Raw genomic sequence first — 24304 nt, 5'->3', positions numbered from 1 at the left:
GATCAGCTCGAATCAGCTTCATTTATTTTAATGGAGAATCCCATAAAAAACGCTTTTCTACGAATATCCTAGTTTTGAAAAACAGCGATGGATGTCGTCCGTTTTTCTCGCACCTTCTATCCGTTGTATACGTAGAGCGTCATTTCTCTGCGCTCCACTCCACCGTCGAGGGCCTTTTGTCCGCCATTCCATTCTGAAAATGGAACTTCTTTGCAATGTGTTTGAATCCATTGAACAAGCTCATGATTTCCTCGCCCTTCACCGGAAAGGAGAAAATACTTCACCTCACCGTTGCGAGCCATTTCCTCTAGCTTCTTCGGCGTCAGTACGGGATCCGTTCCTCCGAATCCGCCCATCGCCATCACCGCTCGATCGGTGTGAAGCATCAACTCCGCCGCTTCGGTCGCACGGATGGTGGCCGCTAAATATTTGGCTTCACCCACATGCTGCTCCAAATAGGACACTAACGCTGTCAACAAGTGAGAAGTTTGCCACCGCCTTGCCCCATCGCCGGGTTGTCCCGTCTCTCCTCTCAGCAAACGCTCCTCTTGTCCATCCGGCATCCCGGCTGTCGGCATGGGCGCGCCTCTGTCTCGTTGTAAATCTGGTCCAGCGTATGGAATGGTGCTGTTTGTCCCATATAGCACTGGCGTCAGCGACCAATAGGCCGGCAATGCCAGCACGCCAATCAGCGCAGCTCGATAGACGATCCGCCTCCCATGCTCGCGGCCTTCCATCGCGAACCAAAGGCAAACCATTCCAAGGCCGTAAAATCCGACAGCAAGCGGCCATACCGGGGAGAACGAAGCACGGTATTGACAGGCTGTCCATACTTCAAACGCATACGTCGCCACCAAGGCGGCCGGGAACAACCACATCGTCCGCCGTCCGCTGCACGCCAACAAGGCCAACATCGCGCCGCCCGCTCCCACTAATACCGCTATAGCCGGCGCCAGCATACTTAAATAATAGCGGTGATAAAATCCGGCAATGCTAAAAAATACGAGCATCGGACCAAGCCAGGCGAACCAAAAAAGCAAAAATTGATGAAACGCGGTCATCTGCCGGCGTCGCCATACGTCCATTCCCAAGCCGATCGCTACGACGGCTGCAAACGGCAACAGCCAGCTCGCCTGCCCGGCAAGCGGCAGTTGAAACAAAACCACACAAGTTTTTTTCAATTTGAAAAACAAGGTGGTGATACAACATGCTTCTTATCATCACCCATCTTCTATGGTTACGTTACATAGTGTTGGTGAAAGTTTGGTGAAAAAATGAAACGAGCGGACTAGATTTTCATTTTCCCGATGCCGGCCATGTGCTATGATCAGAGTAAAGGAGGTGAAACTCATGGAAGGAGAAACGATCGTGCAGCAAATTCTAAAGGCGCTTGACCTGCATTCCGGTCAACTCCGTCAACAAATGAAGGAAATGGAAGATCGATTGCGCGTCGAAATCCAAGATACAGAAAACCGATTGCGTGCCGAAATCCAAGATACAGAAAATCGATTGCGCGCCGAGATTCAGGATACAGAAAATCGGCTGTATGCCAAAATCCGCGAGACGGAAGACCGGTTGCACCAAAAGCTTTTAGATCTGGAAAAACGCACGGATGCTCGATTTGAGCGCTTGGAAACGAAAATGAACTATTGGCGCCTTGAATGGTCGGAAACGCAGGAAACGGTTGACTTCCTCGCCCGCAAAACCCTCCAACATGAACGAAAACTCCGTTCCCGGGCTGGACAAAACGAAATCTCCTAAAAACGAAAAAGAAACAAGCCAACCGGCCGCCAGCATGTTTTTGCTTGAGGGCCGGTTGAACTTTTGTCTCCTGTTTGCCGAATTCTTTTTTGGACAGACGACCGCCTTGAAGGATCATCGTTATGGCTTCAGCCACCAAAGCCAATACGGCGCCGACAGAAGCAGCACCGCCAAGACAATATATACATAAAACCAGCGGAACGCCCTTTCCTCCATCTTCCCACTCTCCCTCACACCCGGTATCTTCCTTATAACAAAAGGAGCGCTTGTCCGGCAAGAACAAACAGGCATTTCTGCCCAAAAAAGAAAAGAAACGCAGGGTCGTTCGTCTTCCCTCCGCTCCCTGAACGCGACCCAACGTCCGATCCCCGGACACGAAACAGGCCTCTCTGATGGCTTCCGAAAACGAGTCCGCCCATCACTCACATCCACACCCTTGCCGATCAAGAACGCGAGACTGAACGCAAGGCGAGGACAAGCGGATCCGGCTCCCCCGAACCGCTTTGGCCGCGTCCGCAAAACCTGCTATTGGAAAAACCGCGATAACGGCGCCGCATTCCTCGTTCCATCACCAGCTTTCGATGCGGCCATCCAACACGAAAAGGCAAGCTCCCAACAAGAGCCTGCCTTTTCGCCATGACCATCTATCGATTTGGTTCATATACATCCCACGTCCATTTGATCGACTCGACGATTTGCTCGGCCGCCTGTTCGGCTTCAAGCTCATTCAACACCACGCGGGAATGATGGAGGGCGTAAGCCGACTGCCGCTGGAAAAACAGCTGCTCCACCTCTTCCAACGTTTTGTTTTTCAGCACCGGGCGGCTGTCGACAATGAGCGGCAGCCGTTCCTCTTTCCAATAATCCCATGACAAGTCAAGGAAAAAGACGATGCCATGAGCGAGGCATGCGCGCCGCACCTCCTCCTGCAAATACGCGCCGCCGCCAAGCGAAAGGATTTTCAACCTTGTATTTGTGCATAAATCGACGATGAGTTCCCGTTCCACCTTTCGAAAATACGCTTCTCCTTTTTGCGCGAAAAGCTCCGGAATCGACATCCCTTGCCGCCGCTCGATTTCCGCGTCGACATCGATAAAATCGCGGTACAGCTTTTTCGCCACCAGCTGCCCGATCGTTGTTTTCCCCGCTCCCATAAAGCCGATTAAAATGATGTTCCGCTCGCGGAGCGGGATGGTGGTTTGCCTCTCCACGTTCCCTCACTCCCTTTTCAATCGCTCTTTCTAGATGACTGCCGGATGACGAGCTCTGGATGCAAAATCGTCCGTTTCGGCTCGCTGTCATCCCCTTTCATGCGTTCATGCAACCGCCGCGCCGCGCACGCACCGATCTTTTCTGGGAACGCGGCCACCGTCGTTAACGGTGGTTGAAACAACGCTGACTCTTGAATGTTGTCAAATCCCACGACCGCGATATCGCGTCCCGGAACGATTCCTTCCTCTTTTAAGCCGAGCATCGCCCCGAAGGCGACAACATCGTTATAACAAAAGAGCGCTGTCGGCGGGTTCGGTTGTTGCAAAACTCGTTTCGCCGCCATCCGCCCGCCCTGCCTTGTTGTCGCCGACGGCACAAGCAGCGCGTCATCCACCTCGATGCCTGCGGCACGCAACGCCTCGCCGTATCCCCTTTGGCGCGCCTTCCATACGGACGACTGCGGAGAACCGCCAATAAAGGCAATGCGGCGATGACCCTGATCGAGCAAATGCTCAGTCGCCATCCGCCCGCCGGCCACATTATCGATTCCGATATAATCAAACTGTCCAGCCGGAAGTTCATCACGAGCAAACAACACGACTGGAATATCCCATTGCCGCAGCCGCTCAACCATCTCGGTCGAACACCCCGGAACCGGGCTCATGATGACGCCGCCAACCCGATGCTCAAGCATCGTCGATAGTAATGCATCTTGTTTTTCCGGCCGGTCAAACGTCGTGCCTAAAATGACGGTATATCCTTCCTGATCAAGCGCCTCGTGGACGCCGACAAGCAGTTCGGAAAAAAACGGGTTGTCAAGTTCCGTAATAATCAACCCGACGGTGGAAGAGCGCTGCGAGCGCAAATTGGCGGCTACACGGTCATACACGTAGCCTAATTCTTTCATCGATCGAAGCACTTTTTCCCGTGTTTCTTTCGAAATATTCGAACTCCCACGAACAACAAGCGAGGCTGTCGCCCGCGACACGCCGGCATGCTTGGCCACTTGTTCGAGCGTCACACGGGAGCGCTTTTTATCCGACACGGTTCGAATCACCTGCTTTACCGTTGCTTTAACCTACTAAAAGTATAAACGGTTGCTGCAAACAGTGTCAACGCACAGCGCCGGCTGGGCAGGAAAAAGGCGCCTCATCGTTCGTTATCCAAACAACGCAAAAAAAAAAGCCCGGCGATCTCCAAACGAGAAGCCGAGAGTCAACTGCCCGCCGCATGAACTACCCGCCACCTACGCTTTGCTGAGAGGCGGGGGCTTCAAGCGACTTGTGCATGTTCGCTGAACGGCAAGCCACACAAAAACCCTTTATGCTTCCCCGCGTTCCGAAGGTGTCCGTTCTAACCATCTATTTATCATATTGGTTGGCTATCGTCCCCCCCGAAATTCATCTCCCACTTTCACTTTGTTTCGAAGTGGGAGACTTCTTTCGGAACGTTAAATAATCTCTTTTTCTCTTAACTTCTGAATGTCCTCCTCGGACAGGCCAAGCATTGTCTGCAAAATCTCTTCCGTATGCTCCCCTAAATCGGGCGCAATACGGCGCACCGCGCCCGGCGTTTTTTCAAATTTCGGCACGATGCCGGGCACTTTAATTTTGCCAAGGCGCGGATGGGCGACTTCAATGATGTTTTCCCGTGCTTGATAGTGCGGATGCTCAAAAATGTCTTTAATGCTTAAAATCGGACTGACCGGCACCCCATGCTCATCCAAAATGCGGAGCAGTTCATCGCGCGGCTTGGTGCGGATCCAGTCGGCGACGATGCCGTTTGTTTCTTCATGATGGGCGAGGCGCCGTTCATTCGTACAAAACTTCTCATTGGTCAACAAATCTTCGCGGCCCATCGCTTTCGCCAGCCGTTCGAACGTCGAATCGGTGCTCGTCACCAACACGACCCAATGCCCGTCCTTTGTCATAAACGTGCCGGCCGGGCTCGAATGCCCGGACAATCCCGGCGACCGCTCGCGCACTTTGCCCAACTGGTCATATTCAGCGATCAAAAATTCCATCATGCGGAATACCGATTCGTAAAGGCCGATATCGACCATTTGCCCTTCCCCATCGGGGTGAACATCGCGGTAATAAATGGCGGTCACCGCTGCAAAGGCGACATAAATGCCGGTAATGTAGTCAGTTAACGAAAACGATGGGCTGACCGGTGGACGGTCCGGATACCCTTGCAAATACGTAAACCCGCTGAACGCCGTCGCCGGCGTGCCAAACCCGGCTTTTTCGCGAAACGGCCCCGTTTGTCCGTAACCAGAGACGCGAATCATGACCAAATTCGGATTGATTTGTTTCAGCTCTTCATATCCGCCTCCCCATTTTTCCAACGTGCCAGGGCGGAAGTTTTCAATGACAATATCGACGTGGCGGACAAGTTGTTTGAAAATGTTCATTCCTTCTTCTTTGCGCAAATCCAACGTGAGCGACCGTTTATTGCGCGCCAACCCCGGCCAGCGAAGCGGTTCTCCATCCTTAAACGGCCCGACATGGCGCAAGGTGTCCCCTTTCCCCGGCAACTCCACTTTAATGACATCGGCGCCAAAATCGCCGAGCAATACCGCACCGAACGGCGCCGCGATCATCGTTGAAACATCGAGCACTTTGACACCCTCCAACGGCAAACGACCCATGATGCTCTCCTCCCCCAAAGTCCAATTATTGGCTGTATTTCATGATGACCGACAATACATCTCTGACTTCTTCAATGGGAATTTGCCCCGGAGCTGAGCTTTGTTGGCCAACGGCAAACGTGACGGCCGAACCGAACAATCCCCCGACCAAACGAGTGATGGCGCCCAATCCTCCCATCGACATCGTAATGAGTGGGATCTCCAACCCCTGCCGCGCCTCCTCGGTCGCTTGCAACAAGGCAAGAACGTCTTGTCGTGATGTTGGCATGACCGCCACTTTGGCGATATCGGCACCATGTTGCTCAGCTTGGCGCATTTTGGCGACAAGTTCTTCCTTAGATGGCGTACAATCAAAATTATGATAGGACAAAACGAGACGCACTCCATAGCAGCGGGTCAGCTGACGGACAGCGGGGACATAGGGCTCATGGGCAAGCTCGTAATCAAGCAAATCGATCGCGCCGCTTTGGCACACTGTTTCAAACAACCGCAGCTTTTCCTCTTCTGTCAAGGAAATCGGTCGGCCGCCCTCCAGTTCGGAACGAACCGTAAACAAAATCGGGATGTCTCCGGCGATCGCCCGCATCTCTCTCGCCGTTGCCGCCACTTGCTGTTCGTCATGAATCGCCTGGAAAAAGTCCGCACGCCATTCAATCAGATGCGGCTTTTTCGCGCTGATTTGCCTTGTTTCCTCTAACACTTGCCCCGCATCCGCTCCAACGACCGGGGCGCAAATGCACGGCTCGTCTCCCCCAATCAAGACATTGCGCACACGGACGGCGCGTTTTGAAATCGCCATATGCTCTTCCCCCTTATGGTCGATAACCTAGTTTTTCTGAAATCGCTTGCGCTCCTTCTTTCACGATCGTTTCGAACTTCTCGAGCACGTCCGGCGTAAACCGATGCGTCGGCCCGGAGATGGACAAGCAGGCGCTAACTTCCCCACGGATATTGAAAATCGGCGCCGCAACGGCCGCAGAGCCGACTTCCCGTTCATCGATGCTAGACGCAACGCCGCGCTCCCGAATCACCTCAAGCTCCGCCGCTAGACGAGCCAAGCGTTCCTTTGTCGGCATTTGCGCGAAAATTCGCTCTTGAAAGGCGGGCGATTGGTATGCCAACAATACTTTTCCTCCCGCGCCCGCCCAAAGCGGCAGCCGCTCGCCGATTCTCACCATATGGCGCAGCGCCTGAAGCCCCTCGCACTGTTCGACGCAAACGCGGGCCTCTTGTTCCAGCACGTATAAGTTCACCGTCTCCCGCGTCTCGTCGCGCAGCCGCTCCATCACAGGCCGCGCGATTTCCCGCACTTTAATCGATTTGCCGGCAATATATCCTAAATAGTACAATCCTTGTCCAAGACGGTACTTTAACGTCTCCGGATCTTTGACGACCAAGCGGTTTTGCTCCAGCGTAGCGAGCAGGCGCGTTGTCGTTGATTTGGCCAGCGAAATTTTTTTCGCAATTTCGGTGAGCGATAACGCTTGTTCCTCCAGGGTGAAACAATATAAGATGTCAATGGCCCGTTGCACCGTGCGCAAGCTCGTCTCATGTTTCTTTTCTTCCGTCAACTCGTTCATTGTCCCTCCTTTCTTCATTGTTCCGACAAATGGAATTTAATTTCTATCAGTGGAACTCTATTTTCATTTTAGCATCTTGTCTCATCGCTATTCAAGCATTTTTCACTTTTCTTTACATTTTCGATTTCAGAGGAAATATAGCTAGACAACGACGCTCCGCAAATGGAGAAGGTTTATGCAGCTTGACCTTCCCGATCTTCGAGAATCAGCGATTGAGAAGAAATGCCGCTTTTTGCCGAACTCTTCTTTTGACATCCATAAGTTCCCGCCCCATTGATTTTCATGACTCATCGCATAAATAGTTCAAATTTTTCAGCAAGTTATAGACAAAAGAAAGTGAAATTTGTTATAATCCATTCAAGAGTTCCATTGATAGAAAATGAATTACATAGAACGGAACAAAGAGAAGGAGGGACGAACGACAAGACTTTCGGCTTCACTGTAAAAGGAAGACAAACAACGTTGTCAAACCGTTTAGCCCAACACTTGCTATGGAACCATCATTTCTCATAAATCTCACGTCCATTTTTTTCACTAAGAACTGTATACGTTTTCCTACTAAGAACCAAACAAGGATGGTGAATGACCATGAAGAAAAAACGACGTTGGGCGATTGCATTTTTGATCGCCTTAGGAGTCATTATCAACTATTTTGATCGCATTAACATGTCGGTCGGCATTCAGCCGCTGTCGAAAGAATTCAGCCTAACGCCCGGACAGCTTGGCATTTTGTTGTCAGCCTTTGCTTGGTCGTACGCCATTTTGCAAATTCCAGCCGGCGTTATTCTCGATAAAATCGGCGTCAAATGGGTGACGCGCGTTGGAACGATCATTTGGACGGCGGCGTGTTTCTTGACCGCCATCGCCAGCGGACAAGGGCTTGTCATGTTATCGCGCGTCTTGTTGGGCATCGGGGAAGCTCCGTATTTCCCGTCAGCCGCCAAAGCAGTCGGGCAATGGTTCCCGCGCCATGAGCGGGCGACCGCGATTTCCCTTTACGACGCCCAGTCGAAGCTGTCAAACGCCATCGGCACCCCGATCATCGCGTGGATCATCACCGAATGGGGATGGCGGGCCGGCTTCTACGTGACCGCTGTACTTAGTTTGATTTATGCCATCATTTTTTGGGCAACGTACCGCGATCCGCATGAGGACAAGAAGCTTTCGAAAGAAGAATATGACTACATTGTCCAAGGCGGAGCGCAAAAGTCGGATGAAACATCGGGAAACGTTTGGGAGACGATTCGGTATTTGCTGACGAAGAAAAAAGTGTGGGCGACATTGATCGGGTTTGCCGCCTACGGTTACTCATGGTTTTTGTTTCTCACGTGGCTGCCCGGCTATTTGGCGACGGAAATGCACATGTCGGTGTTGAAATCGGGCTGGTACGCCTCAATTCCATGGATCGTCGGCACGATTTCGGAAATCGTGATCGGCGGATGGCTCGTCGACCGGCTCATCAACAAAGGAGGCCATTCGACGCGCGTGCGAAAAACGTTTTTAGTCATCGGCATGCTGCTCGGACTGTCTGTCATCGGCGCCGCCTTTACGACAAATCCGAACATCGCGATTCTTTGCATTTCGATTGCACTCGGCGGCTTAGTCATCACATCATCGATCGCCTACAGCATTCCGACCTTTATTGCTCCTAAAGGAACTGTTGGAACATTAACCGGCCTTTTGACGTTCGGCAACAACTCGATGGCAATTGTCGCACCGATCGTCACCGGCTTTATCGTTCAAGCGACCGGCTCGTTTATGTACGCCTTTCTCGTCGCGGCGCTTATTTTGCTCGCCGGCATTTTCAGTTATATCTTTTTGCTAACCGATTTGGAGCCGATCGAGCCGATCCCAAAGCCTGAAGCAGCTCAAAGAACAGTCATCCCACACATCAAAGCGTGATAAACAAGCTAGGAGCGCCTTCACCCGAGCGATGAGCAAGCCGGATGGAGGCGCTTTTTCATCAGTTCGCTGCCGAATGATGTGAGATTGCACTAGCCACATTCAAAACAATGGTCCGAAGCCTCGACAGCGGCTCTCGGACCTACCTTTTCTCGCCATGACTTCTGTCCTTCCAAGATCAAGTTTGCATCAATGCCCCGCAAACCACCCAAGCGGCACGGTCACAAGAGACGGGAAGAAAATCAACAAAAGCAACAGGAGCGTTTCCACAAGCAAAAATGGCCAAACTCCTTTCATAATGTCTTCCATGCTGATTTTCCCGACCCCGCAGGCGACGTTCAGCACCGTGCCGACCGGCGGCGTGAGCAGCCCGATGCAGTTGTTCAGGATAAACAGCACCCCGAAGTACACCGGATCGATTCCCGCCTTTTCGATAATCGGCATCAACACCGGCGTCAAAATGAGCACCGTCGGCGTCAAGTCCATCGCTGTTCCGACCAATAGCACCAACGCGTTAATGGCCAAAAGCAGCGCCAGCGGATGATCGATGAGCGGCGCGAGCACGTCCGTGACGATCGCCGGAATGTTGGCGACCGTAATGAGCCAGGCCGACACCATGGCCGCCGCCACCAAAAACATGACGACACTTGTCGTTTTCGCCGCGGCCACGAGCACGTGAAACAAGTCTTTCACCTTCAGTTCGCGGTAAATGCACATGCCGACAATCAACGCGTAAAACGCGGCCACCACCGCCGCCTCGGTCGGCGTAAACACACCCCCGCGCAGCCCGCCGACGATGATCGCCGGCAAAATCAGCGCCCAAAACGCCTCGCGGGTCGCCCGCCAAATGTCTTTCGCCGATTGGCGCGGAAGCACCTCGGCTTGATCCCTCCGCGTCACCCACCACCAGCAGACCGCCAAAGAAATCCCAAGCAGAATCCCCGGAACGATGCCGGCCATAAACAATTTCGTAATCGACACGCCGCTTGTCACCCCAAAGATGATCATCGGGATGCTCGGCGGAATGATCGGCGCGATAATGCCGCCGGCGGCGATGAGGCCGGCCGACCGATTGCGGTTGTACCCGGCTTTGACCATCATCGGGATGAGAATGGCCCCAAGCGCCGCCGTGTCGGCCACCGCCGAACCCGACAAGCCGGCAAACAGCACGCTCGCGATAATGGCGACATACCCCAGCCCGCCGCGGATGTGGCCGACAAGCGCCATGGCGAAGCGAATGATCCGTCTTGATATGCCTCCGGCGTTCATCAGCTCTCCGGCGAGAATAAAGAACGGAATCGCCATCAGAGGAAAGCTGTCCGCGCCGCTGATTAAGTTTTGCGCGATGATTTGCGTATCAAAAATATTCAAGTAAAACATGAGGGCAACGCCGCTGACTAACAGCGCAAACGCGATTGGCATCCCGAGCGCCATCACGCCAAGGAGCGATCCGATAAACACGACTAACGCCATCTACCGTTCACCTCCCGCGGCGCCTTGCTTTCGCCCGAGCGCCAGTTCTGTCGCTTCGTGTTGCACTGGAGCGGCCGCCATGATTGCTTCTTCGGATTCTTTCATTCTCGTCAACTCGTCAATCGCCCCGGTGCGAAACAGCGCCTGATACAGATGAAACAAGATGATGAGGCCCATGCCGATGCTCACGACAAGCCCAGTTCCGTAGATGAACGCCATCGGCAGCCCGGTCGCCGGAGCCCGGCTTCCGACACTGCTGAGCGTAATTTTCCAGCTTCCGTCAAACAGCAAATAGAGCACGTAAAGCACGATGGCGTTGCTGATGACAAACACGATGCGCTTGGCGCCGGTCGGCAGCTTTCTCACCAATGTGTCGACGCCTAGATGGTCATTGTCCTTCAAAGCACCAATGGCTCCAAGAAACGACATCCAAATGAAGAGAAAGCGCGACATTTCTTCCGACCAAGTGATGCCGGAGTTAAACCCATAGCGGAGTACGACATTGCCGAACACAAGAATGGACATGAAAGCGAGACAGAACGCCATCAATGCGTTGAGCGTCTTCTCCAGAACGGCTCCGATCCTTTTCATCGTTGTTCCCTCCAAGTCTGAAAGAATGGAAGGACTCTTAAGGGGCAGTCCCCCTTAAGAGCCGGCTTTGCCATTCTGTTATTTTCCTGCTTCAATCAATTCGTTCACTAAATCTTGCCCAAATTTCGGCGCATATTTTTGATAGATTGGCTGCACTTTTTCCACGAATTTTTGCTTCTCTTCCGGGGACAGCTCGGTAATGACCATTCCTTGCTGTTTCAAATAGTCGAACATTTTCTCATCTTCTTCTTGATTGAGCTTTCGCTGATAGTCTCTTGCTTCTTCCGCCGCTTTTGTAATGATGTCTTTTTCTTTGTCCGTCAACGTGTCCCAAAACTTTTTGCTGATGAGCAGCGGGCTCGCATTGTAGACGTGGCCGGTTTTCGTCAAATATTTTTGCACTTCGTAAAACTTATTGATTGCGACATTCCCGACAGGGTTTTCCTGGCCGTCTACAACGTGTTGTTCTAAAGCGGTGAACAGCTCGGTAAAGGCCATCGGTACCGGAGTGGCTCCTAACTCTTTCCACAAGTCAATATGAAGGTCATTTTCCAATGTCCGAATTTTCAACCCTTTAATGTCATCCACGCTTTTGACTTCCCGCACGTTGTTCGTCAAATGGCGGAAGCCGTTTTCCCAATAGTTCAGGCCGATCACGCCGACAGACGGCAAATCGTTGAGCAAGTCTTGACCGATTTTCCCATCCAGCACTTTGTAAGCGGTTTCCCGATCTTTGAATAAAAACGGCAAGTCTAACACCCCAAGGCGCGGCGCAAAGGAAGCGATCGGACCGGTCGACATCGTCGATCCTTGGATGGTTCCCATCTTCAGCGCTTCAAACACCGCCAAATCTCCCCCAAGCTGCCCATCCGGATACACTTCGACTTTGATCGATCCGTTTGTCTCTTTTTCCACGATTTCGGCAAATTTGTACAGCCCTTTCGTCAACGAACGATCTTTTGATGTCGCGACGGCCATCTTCATCACTTTTGGTTCTGCTTTTTTCGCCGCACCGCCTCCTTGCGGCTCAGATTTCGATGAGCACCCCGCAAGCACCAACAGGCAGGCAAACAACAACACCAACATCTTTTTCATTACCTTTTCCCCCTTCTTTCCTCTATAGTGCAATGGTTGATGCAGCCGAACGGATCAACCGGCTGGCATCGTGTTGTATGTTGAACCCGCATTCCCGTTTTGCCGCAGGCCATTCTGTTCTCTCTCGACCGCGGCCGGTCATGCGGGAAACAACCAAATGAATGGAGCATTTATTTTTAATAAACAGAATTAATATATAAAATTTTCAGATAACTATGAATACGTGTATGGCAGCCTCCCTTGTAGGAAGCGCTGCCAAACTTTTGTTTATCGATCACGCCGATAGATCGCTTTGCTCCGTGACATGACGAGCAAAATAGTCTTTCGCCGACTGCAGGCAACGTCGCGCATGCTCTTCGTAGCCCAATTCCTTTACACGCTTGATGTTTGGCAGCTCGATCGAGCAGGGAATTTCCGGAATGCGACGGACAATGTCGGCAATATCAATCCCGCCTTCGCCGATGTACAGCCGCTCTTCGCGGAGAATTCTCGTCATCTCTTCTTTTGACGCCGGAATCTCGCCCGGCGCGTCGCAAAGATGGAGAAAATGGAACCATTCCCGCGGCACGGCTTCCAGCGCTTCTGGCGAATCGCCAGCGCGATGAAAATGATGCAAATCAATCATAACGCCAGCATTGTCTTTCCTTACCGTCTTTAACACATCGACGACTCCTGCCAAATTCGTCACCGCTGCAATCGGCACGTACTCCAAATCAACCGTCAACCCGTATGGTTCCGCCAGTTCGCACAGCTCGGCAAATCGCTCGATGTAAACACTGCGGTCGGTCGTCCAAATGCTGCTTAAGACGTGGCGGCCGCCCAGTTCAGCCGCCACTTCCAAGGCCGGTTCATACCGTTTTGGATCCGTATCGGCATCAATGCGGGCCAGCTCAATATCCAGCAGATTGACGCCGGTTTCCCGCAACGCTGCTTTCGTCTCACGCAACAGCTGTGGATTTTCCGCCAACGCATAGTTTGGCTCGCCGGGCAGCCCCATGTAGATGATCCGAAAACTGACGTAATCATACCCTGCCCGGGCGGCAATATGCGCCATCTCCGGCGGCGGGCAGCCGAGCACCGTCAAATGGGCCAATGAAAAGGTTCTCGCCATATCCTTCCCCCCGATCTTGAAGGTTTCTTCTTACCGCTCCACCGCAACATGGTGAACACGTTTGCCTGGGGAATAGATGTCCATAATATTCCAGTGGCCGGACGTCGGCGTCGGGACGTTGATCATTTCTACATCGATGACAAACGGTTTGTTCGCCTGAATGGCCCGTTCGAGCGCCGGTTTAAACTCTTCCGCCGAGCGAATTTTCACCCCTTCAACGCCGTATGCCTGGGCAATGGCTGCATAATCCGGCGAATACGGCTTACCGTCCTTTTGGAAAACCGTCCCGTGCGTCGTGCCAAAATGCGCTTTCTCGAGCCCGGCGATCGTGCCAAAAGCGTAGTTGTTCATAATGACCCAAACAACGGCGATATTTTCCTCAGCCGCTGTCGCCAACACCGCCGGATTTTGGCCAAATCCACCATCTCCAACGAGCGACACGACGACGCGATCCGGGCAGGCGATTTTCGCTCCAAGTGCGGCCGGAGCGCCAAAGCCCATCGTCGCATAACCGCCTGGCGTTAAAATCGTCCCTGCGCCATACGCTCGGAACTGTTGGCCGACCCCGTTTTTGTTCCAGCCGACATCGGTCGTGATGATGGCATCTTTCGGCAGTACTTCCCGCACCTCATGCAAAATGCGTTCTGGACGCATCGGATAGCTGTCGTCTTGAATGTGCGGCGCATTTTGCCGCCGGAATTCCTCTTTATAGTTAGCGATGCGTTCTTTCAGCGCCTCGTCCGTCCGCCCTTGCGGCACGGTTTGTTTCGCCACGCGGTTCAACACGGTAAGCGCTTGCTTGACATCGGCGACGATGCCGAGTTCCGTTGGATAGTTGCGCCCGATTTCGTTCGGGTCGATGTCAATATGAATGAGCTTCGTTTCCGGAATGTTGAACGTATACTCCGGCTCCCATGAGCTGCAATCAGCTTCGGAAAATCTCGTTCCCAATGCCAAAATGACATCGGCGTTTCGGCACATATCATTGACAAATTTCGCCCCCCAAAATCCGCTCATGCCTAGTGTCAGCGGATGGTCATCCGGCAGCGCCCCTTTACCCATCAGCGTGTGCGCAACCGGGAGGTCGAAGTGTTCCACAAACGTTTTCAGTTCTTCCGCCGCATCCGCCAGCATAATGCCGCCGCCGACGTACACAAGCGGGCGTTCCGCCTGCATCAGCTTCTCAATGATGTGTTTCGCGGTTTCATCGTCAATCGACGGCTTATGCAGCGTTTTTGTATGCCGCTTTTGCTTTTCAAACAGCGCCACATCCACTTCTTTGGAGAAAATGTCCATCGGCACGGAGACAAGCACCGGCCCCGGGCGGCCGTTCTCCGCCAACTGGAACGCTTTTTCCAAAATTTCCGGGAACAAATCCGGCCGGTCGACCCGCCATGCCCGCTTCACAAACGGGCGGTAAATTTCATATTGCGACGCATCGGCGTGCAAGTTGATCTCCTGGTGCGGATGCTTCCCGTAATAATGGCTCGGCACATCTCCGGCGATGACGACCATCGGAATGGAATCAAGCGCTGCGTTCGCCACCCCGGTCGCCGCATTCGTCAGCCCTGGGCCAACGTGGCAGAGGACGACAGCCGTTTCCTTTTTCGCCCGCGCATAGCCGTCGGCCATATGAGCGGCAATTTGTTCGTGGCGGACGTTGACGAACTTGATTGAACTATGCTCCAAAGCCGCCAACACTGCGATGTTCGTATGGCCGCAAAGCCCAAAAATATGCGTAACACCGCGGTCTTCCAAATACCGGACCAACTGTTCGGCTACTGGTTTTTTCATCGCTCTTCCTCCTCCTTGAAACGTAACACGACTTTGCCCGCATTGCCGGATGACGCCAACTCATACGCCCGCTGATAGTCGCGGACCGGAAAAATGCGGGAAATGACCCGTTCGATCGGATGCGGCATCGTCTGCAAATAATGAATCGCTTGCAAATAGTCATCCGGGAAGCGATAGATGATCGAGCCATGCACAGTTACTTCGTTGCGAACGAGGCGCACGACCGGAAATGTCGCTTCATTCGCCAGACCGATCAACACAAGATGCCCCCCTGGAGCGACAAGCTCCGCCGCCTGTTCGACCGCTTCGCGCGCACCGGCCGCCTCGATGACAACATCAAACATTTCACCTGACAGCGCATCAGGCGCAAGCGTGCGGATGTCCGCCATCGCTTTCACCGTCTCCAGTTTTAACGGATTCACATCGACCGCCGTCACGTCCGCACCCAAATGGCGGGCGAGGACGGCCGCCATCATCCCTTCATTTCCGCAACCGATGACCGCTACGCGCATGGCGGGCTCGATCCGCACTTTGCTTAAAGCATGCACGACGACAGCAAACGGTTCGACGAGCACCGCTTTTTCATCGGAGAGATCATCAGGAACAGGAAGCACATACTTGGACGAGATGATGAATTCATGCGAAAATCCGCCGTCGACGTTGATGCCAAGCGATTTTTTATGCCGGCAGATGTTCGTCAACCCTTTTTGGCATAAGTCGCACGTTCCGCAATACGTATTCGGCAACACAACGATCCGTGTCCCGATGTCATACGCCGCCTGTTCTCCTTTTTCCACGACGACACCGACTAGTTCATGCCCGGCGCGAACGGGATAGTTCGCGTGCGGAAGTTTTCCTTTCAACACCCCAAGATCCGACCCGCAAATGCCTCCATAGATGAGCTGTATTTTCACCTCATCCCCCTCAGGAGAACGGACGGCCTCGAGGCGCCGCAGCTCTAATTCATTCGGCTTCGCCACGTAAAGCGCTAACATGTTGGCACCACCCATCATCCTTGCGGAAACTGCCATACAATCATTTTCATTTCCGTCATTTCTTCAATCGCATAACGCGGGCCTTCGCGGCCGATGCCGCTATTTTTCACGCCACCGTACGGCCAATGATCCAACCGGAAATTCGAGGTGCCGTTAATGACAACTCCGCCGACATCAAGCGCCTCCGCCACTTGATAGACGATGTCCATCCGGTTCGTAAACAGCCCGGCTTGCAGGCCAAAGGCAGAATCGTTCGTCTCTGCGATCGCTTCGTCAATCGTCCGGTACGGGATGACGCTGACAACCGGGCCGAACACTTCCTCACAAACGACTTTGCTTCGTTTCGGCGGGTTGAAGAGCACCGTCGGCTCCACCGTCGCCCCGCGCCGTTTTCCGCCGCACACAAGCGTCGCCCCGCCCGCGATGGCCTCATCGATCCAATCCATCACCCGGTCTGCCGCCCGTTCATCGACCATGCAGCCGACATCGGTGTCCGGCAGCAGCGGATCGCCGACTTTCAACGCCTCGACTTCCCGTTTGAGCAAGTCGGTGAACGGTTCAACGACCGACTCATGTACGTAAATGCGCTGGACGGAAATGCAGCTTTGCCCGGAGTTGCTGTAGCCGGTTTTCGCGCAAAGCGCGGCCGCCCGTTTCAAATCGGCGTCTTCATGGACGATCGTCGCCGCATTGCCGCCTAGCTCAAGCAGCACTTTTTTCATGCCGGCCAACGCGCAAATGTTGCGGCTCGCCACCACGCCGCCGGTAAACGAAATGACGTTGACGCGATCGTCTTTCACGATTTGCTGCCCAACCTCGGCGCCGCCAAGCACCATGTTGATGGCGCGCGGTGGAAGCCCGGCCTCTAGCAACAACTTCAACAGTTCTGTCGCAATAAGTGGCGTCTGCGGCGCCGGTTTTAACACAACGGTGTTGCCCGCCGCAAACGCGGGTCCGACTTTATGGCAAATCAAATTGAGCGGGGCGTTGAACGGCGTAATCGCCGCCACGACGCCGACCGGCACACGGAACGTCACCGCCACCGCCTTCACCCCGCGCGCCGAGGCGTCGCCCGGAATCGTTTCCCCAAACAGCCGTTTCGCTTCTTCGGCCGACTGCTCGAGCGTTTCAATGGAGCGGGACACTTCATCCAACGTATTTTTGAGCGGTTTGCCGAGCTCTTCCGAAATATAGCGGGCAAACGTTTCTTTCCGCTCCTCAAGCAGCATCGATGCCTTTTTTAAAATGCGCGCCCGCTCATAGGCCGGAATTCTCGCGATGTCTTTTTTCGCCGCAAACGCAGATGCCAACGCTCTTTCAACATCATCCGGCGTCGCGAGCTGCTGTTCGCCGATCACTTCCCCGGTATACGGGTTTTTCACCGGCTCAACCGCACGCGGTTCTTCCACCCATGTCCCGTTAATATACAACTGTGCTTTTCTCATATTCATCACCTACTCTTCGAAATGACGTCTCCCCGGCCCAGTGTAGCGGACTAAATCGCTCCGGTTCGGGCACGGTCCTTTGATCAGCACGCCGTTTTGCCACTCTTCAAACGCATGGGCGACAATGCCCATCCCCCGCGACAAAGCAAACACACCTTTCGCCGCCGTAGCCGGCACGCCGAGCTCACACTGGATCGCGGCCGCCACCCCGTCGATGTTCATCGTCATCCGTTTCCCTTTCGTTTTCTCCAAATGGGAACGATACGCTTCCGCGATCGCTAAATACCGCCCGCTGATTTCTCCTTCTTCCACCAATTCGCCAGCTAACGCATACAGCCGTCTGACACGTGGGTCGTCATCATGAAGCTGATGGCCGAATCCTGGCAGTTTCCGCCCTTCACGGAGAAACTGTTGAAACTGCTCACGGATCACATCCGCCATGGCGCCTTCCCCGCCGCGAGCCTCGATTTGCTCGTTCGTCTCGTAAAACAGCGCCATCGCTTTTTCCACCGCTCCCCCGTGCACATCACCAAGCACGTTAATGCCGGTTGCCACGCACGAGTTGAACGAAATGCCGCATGTCGCCGCCATGCGGGCCGCCGCAATCGACGGGGCGCGCGGGCCGTGATCCGCCCCGGCGACAAGGACGCTCTCCCATAACTTCGCCTTTTTCTCGCTCAATATCTCGCCGCATAATAAGAGGTACAGCATTTGCGTGTACGACACATTGCCGATTAATTCTTCAATCGGATATCCGCGAATGAGAATTTCATTTTTGCGGACGTCGCTGATCGACGTCTCCCACCACGCCCCTCCATCGGCGTACATATCGAGCGCACTTCGTTGCTTCATCTAAGTCTATCCTCCTTCGTCGCTCTTTGTAGATCGATCTAAAAGAACAAGAGATAATTAGATCGATCTAAAACAAAGAATGAAAGGTAGTTAGATCGATCTAAAAAGGGTCTACAGAGCAGACCTTCTCTCTTTCTATTCCCTCAATGAGCCGATGATCACCCAACGCCCTGCCTTGACATCACCGGTTTTATTAGATCGATCTAAAATTAAGCCTCACTTATCAAAAAATTCGATTGATTCAATCTCATTATACCTTTCTACTGAAAACGCTGTCAACCAAAAAATATTCTTTCCACTAAACAGGCGATGCCGATTCCTGCTGTCATATAGCCGAGAGCGAACGGGACATTCCGTTTGCCGATCCGGTACGGGTTATCCCCAAGCTCCTCAGACAGCAAGGAAACAGAAATATTGTACGGGCTATACATCACTGTCGCCAAACTGCAGCAAATGAGCACGATCGACAACGGCACAGCCGGAACAAGCAGCCGCACCGGCTCAAGCAGCGGCATCAGCAACGTCAAGCTGACTAACGGATGAAACCCGACGAGCGACGTCGCGAAAAAATAAGCGGCAATCATGGCATACAGCCAGACGGAATGCTCCGCCCCGACGCGGAACCAGCCCTCAAGCACCGCAAGCAGAGGGGATCGGGCCAGCATCTCGACAAACAATCCAGCCCCTAAAAACATGAAAAAGTAGTTCGCCAATCCTTCTGTCCGTTCTCTCCAATGGCGGAACGCCACCGTCGCGTACCGCTTCACCCGGCGCGCGAGCAGCGCCCACCCGAAGCAAAACGGGACAAGCAATAAGACGACAGAAAACAAAAACCCTTTGCCAAGCCAATGTTGCAACAAGGAAACGAGCACGGTAAACACGACGAGCACCAAAAGCAGCTGGGCTGCCTTTTTCCCGACCGAAACAGTCATTTTCCCATTCGTTTCCACGCCGTTTTCCAACGGGATGCAACGGTACGAAACAGCGGCCATCCCCCAATCGACCATCGCCATCGTAAAGGCCAGCAGCAACAAAAACAGCGCCACTTGATCATAACGCACGCCGGTAAAGTCAATCGTCGTGCTGATCATCACTTCCATCGGACTCCACGTCAAACAAAGCGCATACGCCCGCAACAAATTCCGAACATAAAACGACTCGGCCTCCCGTCCGTCCAAATTTTGCAGCGCGGCGCGCAACGAACGGACAAGAAGCGGAATCGTAGCAATGTTTAAAAACAATCCAAGCAAATGGCAGACACTGAAACTGCGGCGGTATAACGAAGAAACGCTCTCGGCGTTCCGCTTAAGCCATTCGCTTAAACTATGGTCATACCGTCCGACGCGAATGAGCGTATTCATAAACGGCAGCACAAAAAACAGCGAGAGCAGCCCCAACACCCGTTCAAAATGAAGGACAAACGTCGGCCACGCATCGCCATAGAACAGAAACAACCCAACGCCAAGCCCAAAAAACAGAACTCCCGACACCATATACACCCCGTGGGCGTAAAACGCTGACACGACGAATGCCAACAGCGCCGCGGCTCCCATGACATAGTGAATGGGAGCCGCCACAAACTGCGCCAGGACATACAGCACCACCGCCGCTGTGTACACCGGCACCCGCAGTGTTCCGATCATGTCTTTGATGCGATCGTTCGTCATCGTTCTCCCCTTTCTTTGTAGTATATGAGATTACTATACTACATTTTTTCAGCAAGCGGCAGACAAATGAATAAAAAACGGGTGCTGCTACACCCGTTTCGCAAGCACCCGCTCAAGCCCCGCCGCCACGCCGTCTTCTTCATGGGAGAGGGTGACGAAATCACAATTCGCTTTCAATTCGGGGGCGGCGTTGGCCATGGCGACGCGGCAGCCCGCCACCTCAAACATCGACAAATCGTTATGGCTGTCGCCAAAGACGACCGTATCGCGCAAATCGATGCCGTAATGGGCAGCGAGTTGCTTGAGCGCCTCGCCTTTTGTCGCCCGTTCGTGGTTCATTTCTATGTTGTGCGGATGTGAGGAGGTGACCGTGACGCCAGGGAGCGCCGCGAAACGGGAGGCCGCATCACGCAACCGCTCGCGGTCAAGGGCGAAAATCAGCAGCTTATAGATCACCCGCTTCGGGTCGTCCCACACCGTGCGGATGTCGTCGACATACGTCACCCGCGCTTGCTGGAACTGCTTGTTCACCAGCCATTTCACATCCGGGGCCGCAGCGGCCATCTCGGAAGCGAGCGCTTCCCATTGGGCGCGGTTGTGCAAGCCGACATAGACCGCATCGCCCGTGTACGTCTCGCAATACAAATCCGACTGTTCGCGCACCCACTCCAGCGTCGGGCGGACCGCCGCCCGTTCGAGCGGCGCCTCGCTGATGACCGTGCTGTCCTCAAGCGTCACGATCGCTCCGTTTAAGCTGGCGATCGGACAGACGAGGCCTGCCTCACAAAGCGGGGCGAGCGCGTCTTTGCGCGCCCGCCCGGTCACGACGGCGACGATGTGGCCTTGCGCTTTTGCAGCCGCAATGGCCGCCCGGTTGCGCTCGCTGATTTTTCCTTCCCCGTTTAACAGAGTGCCATCCATATCGAGTGCAATCAACATAACTCATCCCTCTTTCCTTTGTCATGCAAAGAGCTTCTAGAAAAACGGCGTTCTGACAGAAGCAGGGGGCTAGTGGAAAGCTGGAAATTCCCGCACTTTTCACTCCGCACTCCAGCGCCTGCCTCCATCTGCTCTTGTTCTGCAACTCTTCCTTTTATTCTGAATAGCTGTCGGCTTCTTAGATCGCAAACTGTTCGAACAATTGCCGTACTTCATCAGAACGAGGGGTTGGACCTGTGCTCATATTGACGCCCAACTCGCGCAAAAGCGGCGCCAGCAGCGGTGCTTGTCCTCCATTATAACAAACGAATGGAAAAATGGTGAAATGTTCTCCCTTCTCGTAGTATAATAGATGAGAAAAATTCTCAATGAAAGCGAAGGGATGTGCATGTGGATCGTTTATGCTTTGCTGGCGGCGGTGTTTGCGGCGCTGACATCGGTGCTGGCGAAAATCGGCATTGAGAACGTGAACTCCCATCTAGCGACCGCCATTCGCACCGCCGTCGTGCTTGTGCTCGCATGGATGATCGTCTGGATGACAGGGGCTCATCAAGGCGTCAAAGCAATCTCAACGAAAAGCTGGGTGTTTCTCTGCCTCTCAGGAGCGGCGACCGGATTGTCATGGCTTTGTTTCTACAAAGCGATCCAAATCGGCGATGTCTCGCGCGTCACCGCCATTGACAAATCAAGCTTGGTGCTGACGATTTTGTTTGCGGCTATGTTTCTCGGCGAACCGCTGTCCGCGAAAGTGGTGATCGGGGTGTTGCTCATTACCATCGGTACATTGATCATGATGTTTTAGCCAGCCGCCTGCTCAAGCGCCTAGCCTGTCCTTCTGGAAAAACTGCCATCATGCCCAAATTTGGTATTTTTCCATCAAGCCTATAGACAGAACGATCCAAAAGATGTTATAATAGTCTTTATAATGACCAAGAGCTTTTCTCGCCTCTCCACATCATTTAGGCATAGAGGACAGCTTTTGGGATCACCTCATTAAAAAATAAGGTCTTCGTTGCGACCAAGAGTGTGTGAATGGCTTCGCCGCTGCTTGTCAAACGGAGAGTAGTTTGAAAGGAGATCACTGAATGAATGATTTTCACCCGTTCGGTTGGTACGCGGCGAAAATTGCCCCGCATTTGCCGAAAAAAGCGTTTCAACCTGTGAAGTCCCGCTTGTTTGGAGGTCTGGCTTATGTAGGGCTCGTCATCACCGGCATCCTCGCTGTATCACTTTTTCATCTTCACCCGGTATGGAACCTCCTCATCTCTGTTGTGCTTGGTTTCAGTTTTGCTGCGTTAGGATTTTTAGGACATGAAATTTTGCACGGCACAGTCGTCAAAACGCCATGGCTGCGCGATCTTCTCGGAGCGATCGCCTTTTGGCCGCTTTGCACCGGTCCGAAGTTGTGGAGAAAATGGCATAACGCCAGCCACCATGTGCATACCCAGCATGAAGAAAAAGACCCGGACGCGTGGCCAAGCATGGAGAAATTAGCGAAAAGCCGCCTGCTCTCTTGGGTATACCGCATCCCGTTTCCGATTCGCGCTTCTTTCGCTTTTAGCTCCTTGTCCGTGATGTTTACCGTTCACTCGATCCGGATGCTGTTTTACTTTTTCAAAGACTTTCGCCGGAAGAACCGCGCAGTTGTCCTGTTTCAATTTTTCTTGCCTTGGGCGACATGGCTCGGGCTGTTATGGCTTGTCGGCTGGGAAAAATGGTTTTTCGCCTTTTTGCTTCCGCTGCTCGTCGCCAACACGATCGTCATGAGCTATATCTCAACAAACCACCGTCTCAATCCGTTAGTGCCGGTCAACGATCCGTTGGCCAACAGCTTGTCCGTCACGGTGCCAAAGTGGGTGGATATCCTTCACTTCAACTTTTCGCACCATACCGAACATCATCTCTTTCCAGCGATGAGTTCGAAGTACTATCCGCTCGTGAAAACATACATCAAACAAATGTGGCCCGACCGCTACCACGAAATGCCGATGGGAAAAGCGTTGGCCGCCCTTTGGAAAACGCCGCGCGTCTACTACGAGCAACATGAGCTCATCGAGCCAAAGCAAGGCCATGTTTACGGCACGCTTGGCAATGGGTTGGATCCCGACCGGATTGTGCATCGCGAGCTGGAAACAGAAAAACAGCCGCGCTCAGCCAAAAAACGGGCAAAAACCAAAAAAGCGGCGGGGCAAGGGAATTTGTAGAAAGGATTGGCTTTGCAACAATCAGCCCCCTATGTGATTCTCCTTTTGGATCATCGATCAAGAAGCGGCGGAGAAGGGAAAAGAGCGCTTTTCTTTCTGCAAACCTGCGTTTCCGTGTATGTGCGCACAACCAAAAGGTGCCCCATCACTTTGGGACACCTTTTTTCATTGCCCATCAGCGGCAGCGGTCGAGGCAAGCGGCCAGCCGCTTCTCAATGTCGGCCGCGATTTCCTTCAAAGCAGGATCGTTCATCATGCCAACGAGCATCGTCGGTTTCGGCATGCCGATTTTCGTTGTGCCGTTTTCTTGGTAGACGACGAGTTTGCACGGCAAAAAGTAGCCAACCAAGAGGTTTTCGTTTAGCACCCGAGCCGCTTCTTGCGGGTTGCACACTTCTAAAATGACCATCGGCGTGGAAAAATCAAGCCCCTTTTCTTGCAGCTTCTCGGTTACGCTAAACTGCCAGAGCACGCCAAATCCTTCTTGTTTCAAGCTTTCTTCCAAACGCTCGATCGTTTCGTTCATGCCCGTTGACACGTCAACCGTGTAATGGAACATCGCTCATTCTTCCCTTCGTTATGTTTTCCCGTTGTTTAGCATGCTCAAATCGATCGCTCACCATCACGCAGAAAACGGACGGCGACACATGATCAGTTCCAGCATTCACATGTCTTTTCCCGTGACCCGTCGCCTTTCAAGCGCTTCGATCATAAAATATCCACCCAAATTTTCACCGCCGTCGCCAAAATCAACACGGCAAGGATGACTTGCAGCACTTTCGTGTTCATTTTTTGCCCCGCTTTCGCCCCTAGCGGAGAGGCAAGCAAGCTCGCGACGACCATGATGAGCGCCGGGATGTAATCGACTTGGCCGGTGGCGATTTTCCCGAACGTAGAGCCAATGGAGGAAATGAACGTAATGGCCAAATTTTCGGCCATCTTTTATTACACGGGATATGAAGGCAAAGAGCTAACGTTTTTCGGCTATGTGACCGCAAACGACTTCAGCGGGGAGCGCAACCTGGAAAAGATA

Annotated in this window: 21 protein-coding genes and 1 pseudogene; 4 read left to right on the top strand and 18 right to left on the bottom strand. The window is 53.2% G+C overall.

The genetic code is table 11. The annotated features are described in order from the left end of the window. Nucleotides 1-116: 116 nt before the first annotated feature. Complete coding sequence (locus T260_RS134070) at nt 117-1166, bottom strand: TgpA N-terminal domain-containing protein (protein WP_236620411.1); 1050 nt, start codon at nt 1164-1166, stop codon at nt 117-119. A gap of 184 nt (nt 1167-1350) precedes the next feature. Here T260_RS134070 and T260_RS134075 point away from each other — a divergent pair, with 184 nt between their 5' ends. Continuing rightward, nucleotides 1351-1761 carry a hypothetical protein gene (locus tag T260_RS134075; RefSeq protein WP_020278605.1) on the top strand — a complete coding sequence of 137 codons (411 nt, stop codon included), beginning with the start codon at nt 1351-1353 and terminating at the stop codon, nt 1759-1761. A gap of 644 nt (nt 1762-2405) precedes the next feature. On the opposite strand, the gene T260_RS134080 is transcribed toward T260_RS134075, so the two are convergent. The 5 genes from T260_RS134080 to T260_RS134100 form a co-directional block, all read right to left on the bottom strand. After that, nucleotides 2406-2972 carry a shikimate kinase gene (locus T260_RS134080; protein WP_020278602.1) on the bottom strand — a complete coding sequence of 189 codons (567 nt, stop codon included), beginning with the start codon at nt 2970-2972 and terminating at the stop codon, nt 2406-2408. A gap of 17 nt (nt 2973-2989) precedes the next feature. After that, complete coding sequence (locus tag T260_RS134085; RefSeq protein WP_031212350.1) at nt 2990-4018, bottom strand: LacI family DNA-binding transcriptional regulator; 1029 nt, start codon at nt 4016-4018, stop codon at nt 2990-2992. A 405-nt stretch (nt 4019-4423) separates the two neighbouring features. Next, on the bottom strand, nt 4424-5623 hold the full coding sequence (locus T260_RS134090; protein ID WP_023633533.1) for a CaiB/BaiF CoA transferase family protein: 1200 nt from the start codon (nt 5621-5623) through the stop codon (nt 4424-4426). Between the two features lie 25 nt (nt 5624-5648). Then, entirely contained in the window at nt 5649-6422 is a 774-nt protein-coding gene (gene aroD, locus T260_RS134095; protein WP_023633532.1) for a type I 3-dehydroquinate dehydratase, read from the bottom strand. A 13-nt stretch (nt 6423-6435) separates the two neighbouring features. Further along, nucleotides 6436-7203 carry an IclR family transcriptional regulator gene (locus tag T260_RS134100; RefSeq protein ID WP_023633531.1) on the bottom strand — a complete coding sequence of 256 codons (768 nt, stop codon included), beginning with the start codon at nt 7201-7203 and terminating at the stop codon, nt 6436-6438. Between the two features lie 588 nt (nt 7204-7791). Between T260_RS134100 and T260_RS134105 the strand changes: the two genes are divergently transcribed. Then, entirely contained in the window at nt 7792-9105 is a 1314-nt protein-coding gene (locus T260_RS134105; protein WP_023633530.1) for an MFS transporter, read from the top strand. A 189-nt stretch (nt 9106-9294) separates the two neighbouring features. On the opposite strand, the gene T260_RS134110 is transcribed toward T260_RS134105, so the two are convergent. From T260_RS134110 to T260_RS134150, 10 genes are all read right to left on the bottom strand, one after another. After that, nucleotides 9295-10578 (bottom strand): TRAP transporter large permease subunit, encoded by a 1284-nt coding sequence (locus T260_RS134110; protein WP_023633529.1) that lies wholly within the window; start codon nt 10576-10578, stop codon nt 9295-9297. Continuing rightward, entirely contained in the window at nt 10579-11169 is a 591-nt protein-coding gene (locus tag T260_RS134115) for a TRAP transporter small permease (RefSeq protein ID WP_023633528.1), read from the bottom strand. It abuts the gene before it with no gap. A gap of 78 nt (nt 11170-11247) precedes the next feature. Next, nucleotides 11248-12264 carry a TRAP transporter substrate-binding protein gene (locus T260_RS0119765; RefSeq protein ID WP_031212347.1) on the bottom strand — a complete coding sequence of 339 codons (1017 nt, stop codon included), beginning with the start codon at nt 12262-12264 and terminating at the stop codon, nt 11248-11250. Between the two features lie 274 nt (nt 12265-12538). Beyond that, the gene (locus T260_RS134120) at nt 12539-13375 is read right to left on the bottom strand and encodes a sugar phosphate isomerase/epimerase family protein (protein WP_023633527.1); all 837 of its coding nucleotides are present in this window, start codon (nt 13373-13375) and stop codon (nt 12539-12541) included. 30 nt (nt 13376-13405) lie between these two features. Then, on the bottom strand, nt 13406-15169 hold the full coding sequence (locus T260_RS134125) for a thiamine pyrophosphate-binding protein (RefSeq protein ID WP_023633526.1): 1764 nt from the start codon (nt 15167-15169) through the stop codon (nt 13406-13408). Next, nucleotides 15166-16164: a zinc-dependent alcohol dehydrogenase gene (locus T260_RS134130; protein ID WP_031212345.1), complete on the bottom strand. Its 999-nt coding sequence runs from the start codon at nt 16162-16164 to the stop codon at nt 15166-15168. Before T260_RS134130 ends, T260_RS134125 begins: the two co-directional genes overlap by 4 nt. A 14-nt stretch (nt 16165-16178) precedes the next feature. Then, complete coding sequence (locus tag T260_RS134135; RefSeq protein WP_020278589.1) at nt 16179-17615, bottom strand: aldehyde dehydrogenase family protein; 1437 nt, start codon at nt 17613-17615, stop codon at nt 16179-16181. A gap of 3 nt (nt 17616-17618) precedes the next feature. After that, nucleotides 17619-18461: a citryl-CoA lyase gene (locus T260_RS134140; RefSeq protein ID WP_023633524.1), complete on the bottom strand. Its 843-nt coding sequence runs from the start codon at nt 18459-18461 to the stop codon at nt 17619-17621. Nucleotides 18462-18736: 275 nt separating this feature from the next. After that, a complete protein-coding gene (locus T260_RS134145) occupies nt 18737-20128 on the bottom strand; it encodes a hypothetical protein (protein ID WP_023633523.1) in 1392 nt (463 codons plus the stop codon). An 87-nt stretch (nt 20129-20215) separates the two neighbouring features. Beyond that, nucleotides 20216-21067, bottom strand: a complete 852-nt coding sequence (locus T260_RS134150; protein WP_020278586.1) for an HAD family hydrolase — start codon at nt 21065-21067, stop codon at nt 20216-20218. A 388-nt stretch (nt 21068-21455) separates the two neighbouring features. Between T260_RS134150 and T260_RS134155 the strand changes: the two genes are divergently transcribed. Both T260_RS134155 and desB read left to right on the top strand, forming a co-directional pair. Next, nucleotides 21456-21869, top strand: coding sequence for an EamA family transporter (locus tag T260_RS134155; protein WP_023633522.1), 414 nt, complete (start codon nt 21456-21458; stop codon nt 21867-21869). A gap of 283 nt (nt 21870-22152) precedes the next feature. Then, entirely contained in the window at nt 22153-23271 is a 1119-nt protein-coding gene (gene desB / locus T260_RS134160; RefSeq protein WP_023633521.1) for a Delta(10) desaturase DesB, read from the top strand. A gap of 175 nt (nt 23272-23446) precedes the next feature. Here the strand turns inward: desB and T260_RS134165 are convergent, their stop codons facing one another. Both T260_RS134165 and T260_RS134170 read right to left on the bottom strand, forming a co-directional pair. Beyond that, nucleotides 23447-23830 carry a DUF302 domain-containing protein gene (locus T260_RS134165; RefSeq protein ID WP_013145023.1) on the bottom strand — a complete coding sequence of 128 codons (384 nt, stop codon included), beginning with the start codon at nt 23828-23830 and terminating at the stop codon, nt 23447-23449. Between the two features lie 149 nt (nt 23831-23979). Then, a pseudogene (locus T260_RS134170) lies at nt 23980-24210 on the bottom strand (TSUP family transporter); the annotation flags it as partial. Between the last annotated feature and the right edge of the window lie 94 nt (nt 24211-24304).

It is taken from the genome of Geobacillus thermopakistaniensis (assembly GCF_000498995.1).
In the GTDB taxonomy this organism is placed as follows: Bacteria; Bacillota; Bacilli; order Bacillales; family Anoxybacillaceae; genus Geobacillus; species Geobacillus thermoleovorans.
The sequence above is the reverse complement of the archived record's forward strand: the minus strand, read 5'-3'. Positions and strand labels throughout refer to the sequence as shown.